This window comes from Pyrobaculum sp. (assembly GCF_049971835.1).
Lineage (GTDB): Archaea > Thermoproteota > Thermoprotei > Thermoproteales > Thermoproteaceae > Pyrobaculum.
In genome coordinates this window covers 1-15,683 of sequence record NZ_JBMFKV010000035.1, presented here as the reverse complement: position 1 = coordinate 15,683, position 15,683 = coordinate 1, and the positions used below count along the sequence as shown (strand labels likewise).

20 protein-coding genes are annotated in these 15,683 nt (G+C 57.3%); 11 read left to right on the top strand and 9 right to left on the bottom strand.

Annotated features, from left to right (window positions below; all coding sequences use genetic code 11):
- The first annotated feature begins 988 nt into the window (after positions 1-988).
- Positions 989-1,645, top strand: a complete 657-nt coding sequence (locus tag ACP5J3_RS04875; protein WP_428494639.1) for a hypothetical protein — start codon at positions 989-991, stop codon at positions 1,643-1,645.
- Between the two features lie 96 nt (positions 1,646-1,741).
- Here ACP5J3_RS04875 and ACP5J3_RS04870 read toward each other — a convergent pair whose 3' ends face one another.
- The gene (locus ACP5J3_RS04870) at positions 1,742-2,377 is read right to left on the bottom strand and encodes a PD-(D/E)XK nuclease family protein (RefSeq protein ID WP_428494638.1); all 636 of its coding nucleotides are present in this window, start codon (positions 2,375-2,377) and stop codon (positions 1,742-1,744) included.
- A 162-nt stretch (positions 2,378-2,539) separates the two neighbouring features.
- Positions 2,540-3,202 (bottom strand): A/G-specific adenine glycosylase, encoded by a 663-nt coding sequence (locus ACP5J3_RS04865; RefSeq protein ID WP_428494637.1) that lies wholly within the window; start codon positions 3,200-3,202, stop codon positions 2,540-2,542.
- 134 nt (positions 3,203-3,336) lie between these two features.
- Between ACP5J3_RS04865 and ACP5J3_RS04860 the strand changes: the two genes are divergently transcribed.
- Positions 3,337-4,353, top strand: a complete 1,017-nt coding sequence (locus ACP5J3_RS04860) for a hypothetical protein (protein WP_428494636.1) — start codon at positions 3,337-3,339, stop codon at positions 4,351-4,353.
- On the opposite strand, the gene ACP5J3_RS04855 is transcribed toward ACP5J3_RS04860, so the two are convergent.
- Positions 4,344-5,219 (bottom strand): DNA cytosine methyltransferase, encoded by an 876-nt coding sequence (locus ACP5J3_RS04855; RefSeq protein ID WP_428494635.1) that lies wholly within the window; start codon positions 5,217-5,219, stop codon positions 4,344-4,346. The genes ACP5J3_RS04860 and ACP5J3_RS04855 overlap by 10 nt on opposite strands.
- 443 nt (positions 5,220-5,662) lie before the next feature.
- On the opposite strand from ACP5J3_RS04855, the gene ACP5J3_RS04850 reads away from it, so the two are divergent.
- The 5 genes from ACP5J3_RS04850 to hisH all read left to right on the top strand — a co-directional run bounded on the left by ACP5J3_RS04850 (position 5,663) and on the right by hisH (position 9,132).
- Positions 5,663-6,148, top strand: coding sequence for a PaREP1 family protein (locus ACP5J3_RS04850; RefSeq protein ID WP_428494634.1), 486 nt, complete (start codon positions 5,663-5,665; stop codon positions 6,146-6,148).
- A 21-nt stretch (positions 6,149-6,169) separates the two neighbouring features.
- The gene (gene purB / locus ACP5J3_RS04845) at positions 6,170-7,384 is read left to right on the top strand and encodes an adenylosuccinate lyase (RefSeq protein ID WP_428494633.1); all 1,215 of its coding nucleotides are present in this window, start codon (positions 6,170-6,172) and stop codon (positions 7,382-7,384) included.
- Positions 7,385-7,510: 126 nt separating this feature from the next.
- A complete protein-coding gene (locus ACP5J3_RS04840; protein ID WP_428494632.1) occupies positions 7,511-7,879 on the top strand; it encodes a hypothetical protein in 369 nt (122 codons plus the stop codon).
- A 1-nt stretch (position 7,880) separates the two neighbouring features.
- Positions 7,881-8,522: a hypothetical protein gene (locus tag ACP5J3_RS04835; protein WP_428494631.1), complete on the top strand. Its 642-nt coding sequence runs from the start codon at positions 7,881-7,883 to the stop codon at positions 8,520-8,522.
- 34 nt (positions 8,523-8,556) lie between these two features.
- Positions 8,557-9,132 carry an imidazole glycerol phosphate synthase subunit HisH gene (gene hisH / locus ACP5J3_RS04830; RefSeq protein ID WP_428494630.1) on the top strand — a complete coding sequence of 192 codons (576 nt, stop codon included), beginning with the start codon at positions 8,557-8,559 and terminating at the stop codon, positions 9,130-9,132.
- On the opposite strand, the gene hisI is transcribed toward hisH, so the two are convergent.
- Positions 9,133-9,531, bottom strand: a complete 399-nt coding sequence (gene hisI / locus ACP5J3_RS04825; RefSeq protein WP_428494629.1) for a phosphoribosyl-AMP cyclohydrolase — start codon at positions 9,529-9,531, stop codon at positions 9,133-9,135.
- Positions 9,521-10,036: a PaREP1 family protein gene (locus tag ACP5J3_RS04820; RefSeq protein ID WP_428494628.1), complete on the bottom strand. Its 516-nt coding sequence runs from the start codon at positions 10,034-10,036 to the stop codon at positions 9,521-9,523. Before ACP5J3_RS04820 ends, hisI begins: the two co-directional genes overlap by 11 nt.
- A 184-nt stretch (positions 10,037-10,220) precedes the next feature.
- Between ACP5J3_RS04820 and ACP5J3_RS04815 the strand changes: the two genes are divergently transcribed.
- From ACP5J3_RS04815 to hisG, 3 genes are all read left to right on the top strand, one after another.
- On the top strand, positions 10,221-11,261 hold the full coding sequence (locus ACP5J3_RS04815; RefSeq protein ID WP_428494627.1) for a pyridoxal phosphate-dependent aminotransferase: 1,041 nt from the start codon (positions 10,221-10,223) through the stop codon (positions 11,259-11,261).
- Between the two features lie 97 nt (positions 11,262-11,358).
- Positions 11,359-11,859: a PaREP1 family protein gene (locus tag ACP5J3_RS04810; protein ID WP_428494626.1), complete on the top strand. Its 501-nt coding sequence runs from the start codon at positions 11,359-11,361 to the stop codon at positions 11,857-11,859.
- A gap of 69 nt (positions 11,860-11,928) precedes the next feature.
- Positions 11,929-12,777, top strand: a complete 849-nt coding sequence (hisG, locus tag ACP5J3_RS04805) for an ATP phosphoribosyltransferase (protein WP_428494640.1) — start codon at positions 11,929-11,931, stop codon at positions 12,775-12,777.
- 13 nt (positions 12,778-12,790) lie between these two features.
- Here the strand turns inward: hisG and tmk are convergent, their stop codons facing one another.
- Both tmk and ACP5J3_RS04795 read right to left on the bottom strand, forming a co-directional pair.
- On the bottom strand, positions 12,791-13,390 hold the full coding sequence (tmk, locus tag ACP5J3_RS04800) for a dTMP kinase (RefSeq protein WP_428494625.1): 600 nt from the start codon (positions 13,388-13,390) through the stop codon (positions 12,791-12,793).
- A 52-nt stretch (positions 13,391-13,442) separates the two neighbouring features.
- Positions 13,443-13,952, bottom strand: a complete 510-nt coding sequence (locus tag ACP5J3_RS04795; RefSeq protein WP_428494624.1) for a GINS complex subunit Sld5 — start codon at positions 13,950-13,952, stop codon at positions 13,443-13,445.
- Positions 13,953-13,985: 33 nt separating this feature from the next.
- Here ACP5J3_RS04795 and ACP5J3_RS04790 point away from each other — a divergent pair, with 33 nt between their 5' ends.
- Entirely contained in the window at positions 13,986-14,570 is a 585-nt protein-coding gene (locus ACP5J3_RS04790; RefSeq protein WP_428494623.1) for a lysostaphin resistance A-like protein, read from the top strand.
- On the opposite strand, the gene ACP5J3_RS04785 is transcribed toward ACP5J3_RS04790, so the two are convergent.
- Positions 14,567-15,097 (bottom strand): LOG family protein, encoded by a 531-nt coding sequence (locus ACP5J3_RS04785; protein ID WP_428494622.1) that lies wholly within the window; start codon positions 15,095-15,097, stop codon positions 14,567-14,569. The two genes, ACP5J3_RS04790 and ACP5J3_RS04785, sit on opposite strands and share 4 nt — an antisense overlap.
- Positions 15,094-15,615 carry a MogA/MoaB family molybdenum cofactor biosynthesis protein gene (locus tag ACP5J3_RS04780; protein WP_428494621.1) on the bottom strand — a complete coding sequence of 174 codons (522 nt, stop codon included), beginning with the start codon at positions 15,613-15,615 and terminating at the stop codon, positions 15,094-15,096. The genes ACP5J3_RS04785 and ACP5J3_RS04780 overlap by 4 nt, the downstream gene beginning before the upstream one ends.
- Positions 15,616-15,683 lie beyond the last annotated feature (68 nt).

The window sequence follows — 15,683 nt, the reverse complement described above, 5'->3', positions numbered from 1 at the left end:
CACACCCACCGAAGCCGCCTCCACAGCCTCCAGCAACCCAACCCCAACCAAAGACCCCAGAAAAACCCTCCTATACACTCCAGCCACAAACCCCCACAATTTAAAAATTGTACATATAAAGTTCCCGGCAACAACACCACAACCCAAGCCCCACACAGCCGCCAAAAACAGCCAACAAAGGGCCAGGGGCGGCCAGAACTCACAAGGCGGCGAGGAATATACTATTCAACAACAGCGCCGCAGACGGCGTATTCAATGGACAAACCGGGGAAGGCCCTCCCCCGGCCGTAAAAAGCCGAGGGGTGCTGGGCGCCCCGCCGCGTAAGAAAGCGGCGGCGATGGTTAGAGGAGACGTAATACAAGCGCTCCGCGAGTGTAGCAGTCGAGAAGGCTGGCGGGGCGCCTCCACTCTCTATAAAAACTTGGCAACAAAGCGGAGATGTACGCATCTCCGCTCGACTTGCGGCACGGCTCCGGGGAGATGCGCCGCCTCTTCAGCCGACAGGCCGCCACTTAGAAGTGGAGAGGGCCCTTGCGTGCGCCGCAGGTGCGGCGAATAGACTCGCCTAAATGAATACGGCCCGCGTCGCGTCAATAACATCACTGGACGCGGCGCCGTACTGCACACATCTGCCGGATTCAAGACGCCGCCGCGAGCTAAGCAACCCGCCATTAACACCACCTAGTCCACACGCCCCGCTCCGCAGCCACCCCATCTATACGGCGGCACACCGACGCGCAACTCTCCAAACCACCTCAACCACCGCCAGAAGAACAAGCTACACAGCACCAAACACCTCCGAAGCTAAAACCGGCAAGGCCGGGCGTAAGATATAAAGTTTGTTTTCACATCTAGATCTATGAGGCCTTCGTGTTCTCAGCTAATGTCTGGAGGGATCCCGCACATCGTTGGAGTGGTATCTATATTGGCCGCCCAATGGGAGGCACCTTATACATACGTTGCGCAAAACACGCTTGTCGTGAGGCGATGAAGCAGAGAAAGCACGTAGTTATTAAAATTTTTTCTATTCTCGCACTTATATATCTCTCAATCTTCATTCCATGGACTATATTGCTGTATACCTTTACATCGTATTTTATATACGAATACGCGAAGTCAGACCCCGTCTCTACGGTATGGCTGACTAACAGATCTAGTTATGAACGTGTAGCAGAGATACTTACACAACTGGGCTATAGGTTTGAGCCGTGGGACAACAAAACATTCGCCGGGACTCTTTTGATATTCGGCGACGTGAGGCCCGCCTATCCATATATCAAGGAGCACGCCTCCAGCCCCGTGGTGTATACATCAGCCTTTGACTGTATTATATGCCTGGGCGCCACTGTGCACAGCCTGGCAAATTACCTGCTGTTATTAGCCACTTACACTACAGCGCTCATAATGATATCAACAGTAGCAGTTAGAAGAGGCGTTCTGAGTTGGCGAGGCGTGGCTCTAGCCAGCGCGGCGCCCCCTCTAGTCCTGTACCTATCCGAGGCGCTGTACATCTTAGCCACATCCCTCATTCTTTCACACAGCTCATTAGACTACAGAAGCGTTTCGCTATTCCTAGCGGCTCCATTTACGCCCATACTCATCGTCACACTCACTAGGTGGTCTTTAGCTAAATGGAGGCGCTGACCTCACAAGCCCCGAGCTACGGGGCGCGGCGCCGCGGGCAGTTTGGCGTAGAAACCCAACCCGGCGCTAACACTGAGAAAACACCCCCACAACCCCCTACTCAATAACAGCGCCGTAGACGGCGTCTATTCCCAGTTGCGCCGCTCTTTCCAGCGCCTCTTTGTCTATGTTTACTGCCACGATTATTAGGCGGTCTGCCTTCCGGCCGAGTATCTTCTCCACTGCCTCCGCCTTTTGGGCAAACCACTCCACATCCTCAAGCTCTGCATGCGACTTAACCTCCAAGAGATAAGTCCTCCCGTCGTGGATATAGACGTCAACCTCGATACGGGTCCCCGGCCTCATGAAGCGGCCGTCTACATCCGTGTAGACAAACTTCTCCACACGGCCGGGCTCAACCCCCCTCTTCTCAAGAGCGTCTCGGTAGATCTCAAGAACTGTGCGCTCCAAATCCCGGCCCCATCTGCGGCCAAGAGAGCCCATAGCCACCTTAAGCTCAGCAACGGCCTTGGTTAATTCATCAAGCCGCCTGCCGTGTTCCTCAACTCTCTTGGCTAGCTCTGCTACTGTCTTGCCTAGCTCTTCTATTCTTTTGTTTGTCTCCTGGAACCCCGTCTTCATATACTCGGCTAGGGTCTTCACGGCGTCGGCCACCTCCCTAAGCTCCTCAGACCTAGCCCTCCTAACAGCCCTCTCCACAACCTCCTCAAGCCTACCCCAGTCGAGACTCACAAGAAAACTGGTAGCCCAATTAATAATCTTTCCACGGGCTCCAGATCCTTTTTACGGCCCTCTTCCCTTAGTGCATTTTGGGCTATTCGAGCCTGGCGGGCCCTTCGGCCGCCTTTAAAACAAGGTTCTGGAGGCGCGGGAGCAGAGCGGCCCTCCACGATTCTATGATCTGCGCGAAGCGTATCTGCAGATATCTGCTAGGGGGCAGACGCCGCACTTAGGCGACGCGGCTCTGCACACTCTCCGGGCGAGGTCCAGCACGCCGTAGTTAAACTCCCGGGCTATCTCGGGATCCTTGGGAACCAGCGACCTAGCGAACTTCCACATCTCGGGATCTGTATGCGGCCTTTTTCTGGCCGACTTTATGCCAAACACCCTCTCTAAAACCCTTATCATGTTCCTGTCCAGAAGCGGCTCTGGCGAGCCGCAGGAGACCAGAAGCACCTCGGACGCTATGTAGGGCCCCACACCCGGCAGACCCATCAGCGCCTCCCGATCACACGGAACTCGGCCGCCATAGCGGGCCACGAGCTCCCGAGCCAGCTCGATAAAGAGGCGCGACCTCACATGCTCCATCCCCAGAGGCTCTATGATCTTCTTTACCTCATCCTCACCAGCGCTGACCAAGGCATGGGGGGTGGGAAATCTCTCCAGAAACTCGGTATACACTCGCAGAGCCTGCTTGGCAGTTGTCTTCCTCAGCATCACGGCGGCCACAAGCGTAGCCCAGCCGTCGCGCGGAGACCTCCACGGCAGGTCGCGATCGCCGTGTGCACGGTACCACTCGACAATACGCATCACAAAAACCTCGGCCACGCCTCCCACATAACGCCACAGCTACCGGGCATATTAAAACTCTGGCTACACATAGAAAGCGCGGTAGCGTCCTATCAATATCCAGCGGCCCGCGCAACTGCCGTCAATGCAGAATATAAAAATCTACGCGCTTTCATCAAGCTGTGAAGAATAAGATCGACGTATGCAGAAAGGCAATTATGAGCGCAGTTGACACGCGCCACCTCCACGAAATTTTCGGCAGATTTTCAAAGGAGCTCTGTGAAGGCGCCGTAAGAGGCGGCGACTTTGAGACATTCCGCTCAGCCTCCGAATGGGTCAGCTGGCTGAGCTGGAGCAGTGTGGTGCTTGATGAGCAGGATTACCTAACCACCGCTGTGTACGCCCTCAGATTAGCTCCCAGGCTCGCCCCCACGGACTACGGCAGATCAAGACAGCGCGACCTCGGCCAGCTGTGGACAGACGCCATAAGAGGCCACCTGGGAGAAGCCGCCTTCGTCAAGTGGCTGAGTCAGCGGTTCCAAAAGGCGGTAAAGACAGGCATCGAGGCCGTAGGCCCCCTAGACGAATTCCTCCCCACCGACATAGTAGAGGTAGACGGAAGACGCCCAGAGGTTAAGGTAAGCATAAAGACCACAAAGCTGAACGGGATATGGCTCGACATTCCCTACAAGCAGATTAAGCACAGCGACGTGTTCGTGCTGGTGAGAGTCGGAGCCACGAGAGAGCACTTCGTGGCGTTCTTAAAGGCAATCAGCGTAATCAGAGATAAATTGCTGGAACCGGCGCTGAGAAGCGGAATAATCTCCCAAGACGTGTACAGAGAGCTGTGGGAGAGCCTGCCAAACTTCACACCGGTGCCCGCATACGTAGCCGGATACTTCGACAGACGTGAGCACTCCAGCAGAATAGACGCGGAAAAAATCCTGGAGGCAGACGGCGTAGCAAAAGCCAAGAGAATTGTAATCAACAGATACATGGGCTACTGGAATCCTAAAAATGAAGAGCTGAGGAGGCTCCTCAGCGAAAAGCTCAGCCAGAAGATCGGCAGAGATGTAGCAGGCTTAAAAATAGCGTTTGAAGGCATAGGAGAGTTCAGCGAAGCGGATCACTTCATAGTGAGCTCAGGACTGCTGAAACGCACAGAGAACGAGTGGGCCAGGCTTGTGGCTCAGCTCTGAAGAGCCGAGAGAACCCCCGCCAGCGCCTCGGCTATCCGCCTAGCCATCAGCGGGGGAACCGCCTCACCTATCTGCGCCCTGATCTCCGACCTGCCCCCCCTGAAGCGGAACGCGTCTAGAAACGTCTGAAGCCTCGCCCTCTCCCTAAGGGTGAGAGTAGCCCGGTCCCTTGCGTAGTGGTAGCCGTGCGTCCCGCCGCCCCCATAAGCCACGACGGTGTAGGCAGGCCTCAGCGGGTGGAGCCTGCGGTAAACCAAGCTGATCCCCCTCCCCTCCACCTCCCACTTGGTACCCCTCACAAACTCGTGATTCTCGCCGGGCGGAATCCTCCGCATCCGCTCAACAACCGCGGGATCTTCATGAGGCAGATCTGTGGTGCCGTCTGGAAGCTTGAGGGAAGACACGGGAATGCCTAGATACCCCAGCTCCCTAAGCACTGCTGTGTGCTCCTCCCAGACCTGCTCCAGCTCCTCTTCCCCGGCGCGCGTGACGCCGTTCGCCGCGAGGTAGTCCTTCACCACGTCGAATGTAAGCCTGTCCCACACCTCCCTCTTCCAGCGCAGAGCCCTCTCAGTCCCCACCTCCTCCCACACGCCGCGCCACTCCTCCATAACCTCCACATACTTCTCCTGAAGCTCCGGCAGAGGCCTCCCCTCGAAGACCTCCAGCGGCGTGAGGGGGTACTTGGCGAAGTGAAACCTCCTCCCCCGGAGCTCGGCCTCGATCAGCGACCGCGCCTCCCACACCTCGTCAAGCCGCCTAAACAAATCCCGCCTAACACCCACGATGATGAGCCTCTCCCTCCGCTGAGGCACCCCCAAAGCGCTGGCATCCACCACCCCGCTGAATAGGATTTCGTACCCCACCGCCCCGCCGCTGAGAGACGCGCCGAATTTAACAAATATCGAGTCAACGTATATTGATGAAGTCCATGGCCTTGTCCCCCTCTCACTAGCTCGTGGAAATCGCCGTTGACATCAGGCTGAAGATTTATAAGCCCCGAGCTGAGAGCCTCGGCGCTGTAATTATACGACACAGCACACAGTACCTACACTTCACCTGAGGGATCTGCAGAGAACAGCACCTCTGCGTCGCCCCGTTCCCGCCGTCTATAAGCGTTTTTTCAACATGCCAGCCTTAACAGCTCAGACGCAACGAATAACCCAGTTGCTTATCACCTTATAATGCGAGCAGTTCCGGTATTTACAGTATCTATGGAACGAAGTACAATCTCAGCTTTTAAAACGAGGCAATAAGAATCTCCATACTCTACGGCTTAGAGGTTTAAATCCCATAATTAAAGGCAAATGTGGAAGTTCTGCCAAAGCCTTGGTTCGACCTAATGCGGTATAGAGAAGTGCGGCTAAGGGAGGCTCTTTACGAGGCTGAGCTGGCGGAGAAGTTCCTTGAGGAGGGCCTTGTGCGAAATGCCGCGGGTAAGGCCTTCCAGAGCTGGAAGGCTATTGTCGCCGCGTATTCAGTGGACAAAATCGAGGAGCTGGGTAAAGCTTTCCCCGGACGTAAAAAGCTGAGAGGCGCCCGGCGTGTCGTCGACAAGGCGGTGTGGATAGTGGCGATAATGCCAACCACAGCCCTCAAGAAAGTGGCGCAGATAGTTGGAGGAGACGTAGATCTCTATACAAACATAGCGCTTCTGCTCCATGAGTATCAGTACAACGGCCCCGATCCAGAGGGTATACTCAGCGTATACCCAGACGACGACGCCGCGGCTAAGGACATAAAGAGGCTCGTCGAAAAGGCCAGGGAGCTGGCGAGGCGCCTTCACTCTTTATAAAAACTCGGGAACAAAGCGGCTATGTATGTATCTCCATTCGACTGGCGGTACGGCTCCGAGGAGGTGCGCCGCCTCTTCAGCCAGGAGGCAGTCATCAACGCCTATCTAGAGGTGGAGAGGGCGCTTGTATGCGCGCTGGAGGAGCTGGGCGTGGCTGAGAAGGGCTGTTGCGAAAAAGTAAAAAACGCAGAGGTAGGCGCCGACGAGGTCTACCGGCTTGAGAAGGAGACGGGACACGACGTGCTGAGCCTAGTGCTTCTGCTGGAGCAGAGATGCGGGTGCAGATACGTGCACTACGGGGCCACCTCCAACGACATAATAGACACGGCGTGGGCTCTGCTCATTAGACGCGCCCTCTCCATTATAAAACAGAGGGCGCGTGCCGTGGGCGAGGAGCTGGCGCGCCTCGCGGAGAGGCACAAAACCCTAGAGATGGTGGGCAGGACGCACGGGCAGTGGGCCGAGCCCATCACGCTGGGTTTCAAATTTGCAAACTACTACTACGAGCTCCACATCGCATGCAGACAGCTGGCCCTTGCCGAGGAGTTTATAAGAGCCAAGATAGGCGGCGCCGTCGGCACCATGGCTGCGTGGGGGGAACTAGGCCCCGAGGTCAGGAGGAGGGTCGCCGAGATGTTGGGCTTGCCCTACCACGTAATTACGACCCAGGTGGCGCCCAGGGAGGCGTTCGCCGTGCTGGCCGCCTCTCTGGCGTTGATGGCGGCCGTCGCCGAGCGCCTCGCGGTGGAGATAAGAGAGCTCTCCCGCCCCGAGATCGGCGAGGTGGTGGAGAGGGGAGGCGGCTCCTCCGCCATGCCCCACAAGGCCAACCCCACGACCTCCGAGCGCATCGTCAGCCTGGCGAGGTATGTGAGGGCTTTAACACACGTGGCGTTTGAAAACGTGGCACTGTGGCACGAGAGGGATCTCACAAACTCCGCCAACGAGCGCATATGGATACCCGAGGCCCTCCTCGCCCTGGACGAAATCCTCAACAGCACCCTTAGAGTCTTGAAGACTATACACATCAACGAGGCGAGAATAGAGAAGAACCTACAGAAGGCGTTGCCCCACATCCTCACAGAATTCCACATGAACAAGTTAATAAGAGAGGGGTACAGCAGAGCCGAGGCGTACAAAAAAGCCCGGGAAATACGCGCATTGACGTACGAATACCATAAGTGGCCCGTGGAGAAATTAATAGAAGAAGCACTAAACCTAAGACTATGTGATTAACATATCGGCAACTAGCAAAATAAGTAGTTGTAGTAGTACAAGAGATAAAGATAAATAGAGTTCGCAGATAAGGTATCATGGTGTACAAAGAATCAAAAAAATATACTGCTTACAGTACTAATAGTAGTGCTGACCGCCGTTATAATGGCAGGCGTTGTTGAGTTATATAGCGAGGACGTGAGGTCAGATTGCACAGGGCCAGCTTGCACAATAGGCTATGCCTATCAGAAGACATGGACAAAAGTATGGTACGACGACACCGCCCGCGAAGTGGTGGGCCATACCGGTGGATCAGATATAAGATCAGGAGGTATATACTACTTCCAGATAAGTAGGCAGGCGCATCCATATCTAGCCGGTTGCGTCGGTGATCCATGGAGTGGCTATCAGTGGGGAAGAATAGACTATGATGTAGTTGATTGGTATGACATACTTGTTGGTTATGTTGGTAGATGGTTTACCCTAAGTAGTATATGGGTATATGCATGTGGATAATATGAAGGGGAGGCGCTACACGAGAGGTGTGGTCGTTGCGGCTGTCGCGGTTACTTTGTTAGTGGCACTTGCCATGTGGTTCAGCGCCGCTTACGCAAGACCTGGCAAGCCTCTGGTGCCCTTAACCCAAGGCACATTTACGGCGCAGTACACGGCTGAGGTTATGTGCGCCGGGGGGAACAAATTCGAGACAAACCTCACTCTAGTCTATAAAAACGGTAAGTTGGCCAGGGCCGTGCTAGGCGGCTACGAGTTGCCGCTAGCTGTGTTTAGCTATCCGCACCAGTTCGCCTATATTGGAGAGCTACTGCTTGACCTAGATAAGGTTAGGAGTGTTAACAACGAAACTGTGAAGGGCCTCGGCGGCGTTGTCTATAAGCGTAGCCTCAACCCCGTGCCCTTTGACAAGTCGCCTCTCGCCCCCCGTAGCCAGCTGTTAGTCGAAACCAGTTTTAACTACTCTAGGCTGGTGATCGAGGGGCACGGCGAGTTGATAAACGCAACGACCCACGGACTGTTGATATTTGACGACAAGGCAGACGTGCCCTACTTCTTCATAATTGACATAATTCACAGCGCCATGAGGAGAGTCTGTAGAAGCTCCTACGCCAATATAGTTGCATACATCCGGGAGGTGAGGTAACCCCAGTTTTTAAAACCCCCTTTTCCCTCCTCCCGTGTTTGTTGGTGTTGTGGACTACACTGTGGGCAACGTCGGTAGCGTACTGATGGCGTTGAGAAGGGCGGGGGCGGAGCCTGTGGTTGTGAAAAGCTTAGAGGAGGCGGCGGGGGTCGACGCTCTGGTGTTGCCCGGCGTCGGCACCTACGAGGCTGCCTACGCGCTGGCTCACGAATTTAGAAATGCGATTTTGGAAAAGCCGACGCTGGCCATATGCCTCGGCATGCAGTTGCTGTTCGAGGCGAGCGAAGAGGGCGGGGGGCAGGGGCTCGCAGTCTTCAGAGGACGGGTAGAGAGGATAAGGGCTCGGAAGGTGCCGCACATCGGCTGGGCGTATACACACGTGGCGAGGCCCGACGGCGTGGTGGAGGAGGGGTACTACTACTACCTACACAGCTACGGCGTGCGCTGGGACGGGGAGGACCCCTCGCACATCGCCTACGTGGAGCCGGGCGATAGATACGCCGCGGCGGTTAGGAGGGGCCACATACTCGGCGTGCAGTTCCACCCAGAGAGAAGCGGCAGGGCCGGCCTCGCGCTGATTAGGAAATTCCTAGCCGAGGCGCGTAGGTAGCTACAGCAAGCCGCGCCGCTCCTCCCCGCTCTTCAAGACGTACGACGCCGAGGACTCGAAGCACGACCTGGAGCCCGTGTGGCACGCCGCGCCTATCTGGAAGACTTTGAGCACGACGGCGTCGCCGTCGCAGTCCGTCCTAAACTCCTTTACTATCTGGTAGTGGCCGCTGGTCTCCCCCTTCAGCCAAACCCTCTTGCGCGTGGTGGAGAAGTAATGTGCAAGGCCCGTGGTGAGCGTCAGCACCACGGCGATCGGGTCCATGTACGCCACCATCAAGACGTCTTTAGTAACCACGTCTTGTGCAACCGCCACCACAGTGCCATCTATGTGGCGGTAGCGTAGAGACGACGCAATTTTCCAAGCCTCCTCAGCAGATGCCAAAGGCCTAGGCTCCATGAGAATTTGTCTGGTTTTTAGATTTGTCGTGTTCGAGAATTCGCTTGGCGATCCTATCGACGAAGTTTTTTACCTCCTCGTAGGCTTTCCTCACGTCGGATTCGGTTGCCCACCCTTCGTAGAAGTTTATATGCATGGCGTTTGCGGCGTTCCAGGCGTCGCGTATCCAGTCGCCTAGCTCGGCGGCGATTTTATCCTTATAGCGCCAGAGCTCTCCGTGTGACGCCAGTCTAACGCCGTCGCGCCAGTAGGCGTAGGCCTTCACAGCCAGCGCCGCCGCCCCCCAAATCTTCTCACTAACCTGACGGAAGTCGCCGGTTCCAAGCTCCTCCCCCGCCGTCTTTAGGAGCTCTAGGGCGGCCTCGGCGTATGCTTTAGCTTTGCCGGGTGGGTCTACGTCGGCTAGTAGCCGCTCTAATAGATAATCCTCTATAGACACGCCAGCCTCCTCCGCTCTTGCCTTAAGCTCCCTCACGATTCTAGACGGCAACACTAACGTCTCCACACATCTGTGATGGTAGAAATTTATATAGGTTACCGAGCTCGACGAAGTTCAGCTCTTTCGCAGTTCTGCCAAAAGCTCGACGTAGGGCACGCGTGTATACACATCAACGAAACGGCGATATACGCTACGTATTCGCCCGCCGTGCTACATAGATAAGGTTTTATAACTATAGTTTGCTTGGCCCGTGTTGTTGCCCGAAATAGACTTCGCCTACGATGAGCCTGACGTGGGCTATCAGAGGATAAGGCTTCACTTTAATGAAAACCTCTTCCTCCCAGAGGACTACTACAGAGCCGTCATGGCGCTCCCCGAGCCGTGGGAGATACGCTACTACACAGATCCTAATAATAAGAAGCTAGCAGTGGCTATAGAGAGGCATCTAGGCCTCCCACAAGGCTCCGTCGTTGTAACTGCTGGGGCTGACGAGGGGCTGAGGCTCGCCATGCAACTAGCCGCGCATATGGGGCGCGGCTTAGCTATTGTGGAGCCCACCTACGGCATGGCGCGTGTGGTGGCTAGGCAGGTGGGGCTGAGGCCCGTAGTTGCCACCTACGGCGTGGATTTGTCTCTAGACGTCGACGCGGTGGCGAGGCTTGGCGTCGGCGCTGTGTACGTCTGCTCGCCTAACAACCCCACCGCCCACGTGGTGAAGGAGGTGGAGGAGCTCGCGGCGAGGTTCAGCGGCCTCGTAGTGCTAGACGCCGCATACGCCGAGTTCGCCGGGTACTGGACGCCGAAGCTGTACGAATATGGAAACGTCGCCGAGGTGAGGACTTTTTCAAAGGCGTGGGGCCTTGCGGGGCTGAGAGTCGGCTACGTCGTCGCCCAAAAGCGGCTGGCCGAGGCTCTGAGGGCGCTGTCACCGCCGCACCCCATCTCCTCCTTCTCGGCCAAGGTGGTGGAAAAGGCGCTGGAGGTCGGCAGGCCGTACGTGGAGCGCTCAGTGGAGGAGTTGAGTGAAGTGCGCCAGTGGGCCGCGGCGCAGATAAGAGGCGACAAGTACCACGGTCCCACCAACTTCATCACAGTCAAGGTCGGCGACGCAGAGGCCGCGGCCTCCAAGCTGGAGAAGGCCGGCTTCGTGGTGAGGGTACTCGGCGGAAAGCCGCTCTGCCCCTCATGCATACGCTTCACCCTGGCCCCCCGCCCCATCATGGACAAGTTCCTCCAACAGTTAGAAAAAGTCCTGCAAGAAACCTCTGGAGGTAGGAGCCAGGCTCCTTAGGCCCAAGCGGCGCCGCGCCTCCCGGCGCTTTGTGTAGATTGTATAGCGGCGGCTCGCCATGGAGTTATGGTTTTTAAAAGAGGGGACTTGTGGACATGTGGAGACCGGCCGGAGGGGCGTCCAGATATTGAGGATACCGCTGGAGGACGTGGCGAAGGCAAGGCTTATGGAGAGCAGAGCTGAGGTAGAGCTGGCTAGGAAATTCCTCCACGCAGGTCTTCTGAGAAATGCCGCTGGCAAGGCTTTCCAAGCGTGGAAAGCATATCTCTCCTACCTAGCAATTAAGCACCAAGATCTCTTCCAGCTAGGGGGTGTTAAAATCCTGAGGAGGGGCATCGGCGTCTTGCGTAAGGAGCTGGTGCTTGCCCTGGCGCCCACCACCATGATGACGCAACTGGCTGAGAAGCTAGGCGCGAGGGAGCCGGAGGTCGTGGAGCTCACCGCCTTGGCCTTGTTGATACATGAATACCAGTGCAACGATCCAGACCCCTCCGGCGTTCTGAGCAAAATACCCAGCGACGACGCGGCCAGGGGCCTTATAGAGAGGCTAGTTACGCAACTAGAGAGGAGGCTGGCGGGCGAGGACGGCAGAACTTAGGAGCCGCCGCGTCTCTCGGGCTAATGTTTATAAATCGACGGGTTGCGGCCTCTATGGATAACCCTCCCCATGCTTCTGGCGGTTCCTAGCAAGGGCAGGCTTCAGGAACCTACGCTGAAGCTTCTCGAGGCCGTCGGCATCAGGCCGCTGGCTTCGGACGAGAGGGCGCTGGTGGTGCCCACCTCGTGGAGTGGGGTAAATCTCATACGGGCCAGGCCCGAGGACATACCATACCTTGTCGAAAGCGGGAGGGTTTGGGCCGGCGTGACGGGACACGACTACGTGGTGGAGTCCGGCTCAAACGTCGCCGAGGTGCTCGACTTAGAGTTCGGGAGGGGGAAGCTGGTGGTTGCAGTTCTGAAATCCAGCGGCGTGTCTACCGTCGAGGAGCTACCACCCGGGGCCCGGGTGGCCACTAAGTTCGTCAACATTGCCTACAACTACTTCGCAGAGCTGGGGAAGAGAGTCCGCATAGTCAGAGTGACGGGGTCCGTTGAGGTGCTGCCGCAGCTCGGCATCGCGGATGCCATACTAGACGTGATGGCGACCGGCACCACTCTGGAGGTGCACGGGCTGAGGCCGATAGCCACCGTGCTCGAGACCTCGGCGAGGCTCGTGGTAAACCCCCGCTACGTGGAGCACGAGTTGACAAAGAAGCTCGTCACATTCATAAGGGGGTACTACGCGGCTCAGGGTAGGAAGATGGTGTTTCTAAACGTCCCCGCGGACAGACTCGATGCCGTGCTGGCGGTGCTCCCGGCGATGGAGGCCCCCAGCGTGACGAGACTAGCAAAAGGCGACGTCTACGAAGTCTTTTCTGTAGTCCCCGAAGACGTACTCCCAGACCTCGTGATGCGGCTTAAAGAGGCGGGGGCAAGAGACATAGTAATAACCCCTATTGAGAAGTTGATAACATAGAAGGCGGCGCCGATCAGCCCAGCGACCGTCTCCCGCGCGGTTCGATTACCGACCTGTGTATTATCTCCGCCACGTCTGCGGCCACCTCTTCCGGACTCCGGGAGGCATCTACCACGGGGTGCCCCTCTTCGGCCGCTCTGGCTAAGTATATCTCCCTAACCCTCCTCAGGAATTGGACGTATTCATACTTCTCCACGTGCCCCCTCCTCCTAATACGGGCCTCGGCGACTTCTGGATCGACGTCGAGGATTACAGTAAGATCGGGCCTCGGCACCAGCTTGTTGATGTATTTTATGAAGTCTATCGGCACCCCCGCCGCGCCTTGGTACGCTATTGAGGACTCCACGTAGCGTTCGCTGATGACCAGGTACCCCTCCCTTATCTTCGGCTCCACCTCTCTCTTGTAGTGCTCTATACGGTCGGCTGCAAACAGCAACGCATCGACGTGGGGGTCCACAGAGCCCCCCTTCAGGGCCCACTCCTTTATCAACCTGCCCACGGGGCCGTCGCTGGGCTCCTTCGTGACGTACACCTTCGGCAGTAGCTTGGCGAGGAGCTGTATCACGGTGCTCTTGCCCGATCCGTCAATTCCCTCCACTGCTACAAACGCCATAACCCCCGGCGGGTGTCTGTTATTAAAGACCCCATGTAGAGGGGGCGCGGCTTCACAACACCGAAAACATGAACTGGGTAATGGCGTTGTACATCGACATCAAGAGGGCCTTCTCCTCAGGCGTGAGCCGATCCATGAAGGACTGATCGTTTATCACGTCGTGTCGCGTGGCTACGAGCAACGCCATCTTCTTCACCCTCTCTATTAGGAGCTCCCTGACGTCTTGGAGGATGGTCTTGACGGTCTTCGCGTCGCCTCTCTTGCTGAGGAGGTATATGGTGAGCCTCAGCCGCGGGTAGAAGCCCTCCGGCAACTTCGCGGGATACGTCTCCCTCTGCTCTACATATTTTAAAGAAGCCACGTCTCTCGGGGGGAGGGCATACGCCTCGTCTATCTCCACGGCCCCCATCTCGTCCAGCTTCAAGGCGAGGTACAGCGGCACCTCCGCCACCGTGTTGGCTTGGTAGGAGACGCCGAGCAGAGGTAGGGATACGTCCCGCCTAAACGTGACCCTCACCGGGTAGTAGCTAGCCACGCTGTTGAACGCCACACATCTACACATATACCAGTTAAAAAGACGCGTTTCCAGCACTGTGTGGTAATACGGCTCATGGTCACAGCGGCGTTTATCGCCGGCATAGCCGCCTTGGCGATAATAAAGCCGCCGGCGTGCGCCGCGCTGTACGGCGGGACTCTCTACTACGCGGCGTTTCTACCCGCGGGCTACCTGGCGAGGTGGCGGCTGGGGAGGGGCTTCCCTCTTGCATACGGCGTGTACTTCCTATCCCTCATGGCGGCGGGGCTGTTGGTACTAGCCTCGCCGCAGATACTGCAGAGCTACAACGAGGTGAGGGAAGCCCAGGCCCGCTACTTCTCCGCCGCCTCTCAATGCCCCCTGGGGAGGCCCCTAATCGTGATGCAAGCCGTCTTCCTCGCGCCGCTCGTCGAGGAAGTGGTCTTCCGGGGACTCCTCTTTGAGGAGGTGAGGGGGAGGTGGGGCACGGCGTCTGCTTACCTAATCTCCTCGCTGGGGTTCGCCCTCCTCCACAACCCCGGACTCGGGGCGGTTCCCATATTTATCGTCGCCCTATCCCTGGCGTTCGCTTACCACAGATACGGCCTGCCCGCCAGCATTATGCTCCACGCCACGCAGAACACCCTCGCCATGTTTATACACTAGCCGAAGCTCGCCGCGGCGCCTCCCTCAGCCGCGCAGACAAGCTCCGCCAGTCTCTCGGGGTCGTCTACATAAACCACCTTCACCACCCTCCTCTCGTCGAAGTACTCGGGATACGCCTCCCGGAGGCGGTCTGTAGAGGCCCCCGTCCCCGCCAGCACAAACAGCGGCTTGCCCATGGCATACGCCATAAAGGCCTCGATTGCCGTCCCCACGCCGCCGCCCACCACCGCCACGGCGTCGGCGGAGCGCACCAAAATCACAGAGCGGCAACGGTACTCGCACCCGCTACGTATCGCCACGACGCCGGGAGGGATCTCGACGTTTTCCCTCTCGATCGGCAAAACAGCCACCACCCTCAGCCCCCTCTTCAAGGCGCTATCTACCACCTCTTTCATGTGTCCCCAGTAGCCGCCTACTAGCAAAACGGCATCTGGACACCTGCCGGCCAAGGCCTCTACAAACCTCTCCACCTTCTCAGCTAGCCCCGGGACGGTGTTGCTGTGGACGGCGACTGCTATCTGCTTCATTGTCGGATGAGGTAAAGCACGTGGGGGACCTCGGCGAGGATTATCCGCATGCCAGTCTTCACAGAGTTGGGAGACCCCGGCAGTAGAAACACGGCCTTGCCGTTTATAACACCGGCGGTGGACCTCGTTAAAAACGCCGCGGTTCCCACCTCCTGAATACTGTAGTATCTAAACACGTCGCCGAACCCCTCCATCTCCTTCTCAAACAGCGGCCTCACCGCCTCGATAGTGACGTCAGTCTTCGTAAGCCCGGTCCCCCCGGTGAATATAATCACGTCGACGTCGTCCCTCTGGACAAGCTCAAACACCTTCCGCCTAATGGCGTACAAGTCGTCGGGAAGCAAGTCGCGCCCCACCACGACGTGCCCAGCCTCCCTAGCCATGGCCTCCGCCAAGTCGCCAGACTCATCCCCCGGAGAGCCGCCCGCGGACCTCTCCCTAAAGCGAGACGTGCTAACAGTCACGATGTAGAACCTAGCCACACGAGGCCCCTGCGATCTGTGGTGCTCGTGAGCCATGTAGAAACATACACACTATTTAAAACCAGCCACCCACCCCACACCCCCCGCGCATCTCCGTGGACGCC

Excerpts from the sequence above, each read along its gene's own strand:
- ACP5J3_RS04875 (WP_428494639.1), top strand. The coding sequence starts at position 989 with ATGAAGCAGAGAAAGCACGTAGTTATTAAAATTTTTTCTATTCTCGCA.
- purB (WP_428494633.1), top strand. The coding sequence starts at position 6,170 with ATGTATGTATCTCCATTCGACTGGCGGTACGGCTCCGAGGAGGTGCGC.
- ACP5J3_RS04835 (WP_428494631.1), top strand. The coding sequence starts at position 7,881 with ATGAAGGGGAGGCGCTACACGAGAGGTGTGGTCGTTGCGGCTGTCGCG.
- hisI (WP_428494629.1), bottom strand. The coding sequence starts at position 9,531 with ATGGAGCCTAGGCCTTTGGCATCTGCTGAGGAGGCTTGGAAAATTGCG.
- hisG (WP_428494640.1), top strand. The coding sequence starts at position 11,929 with ATGCTTCTGGCGGTTCCTAGCAAGGGCAGGCTTCAGGAACCTACGCTG.
- tmk (WP_428494625.1), bottom strand. The coding sequence starts at position 13,390 with ATGGCGTTTGTAGCAGTGGAGGGAATTGACGGATCGGGCAAGAGCACC.
- ACP5J3_RS04795 (WP_428494624.1), bottom strand. The coding sequence starts at position 13,952 with ATGTGTAGATGTGTGGCGTTCAACAGCGTGGCTAGCTACTACCCGGTG.
- ACP5J3_RS04785 (WP_428494622.1), bottom strand. The coding sequence starts at position 15,097 with ATGAAGCAGATAGCAGTCGCCGTCCACAGCAACACCGTCCCGGGGCTA.
- ACP5J3_RS04780 (WP_428494621.1), bottom strand. The coding sequence starts at position 15,615 with ATGGCTCACGAGCACCACAGATCGCAGGGGCCTCGTGTGGCTAGGTTC.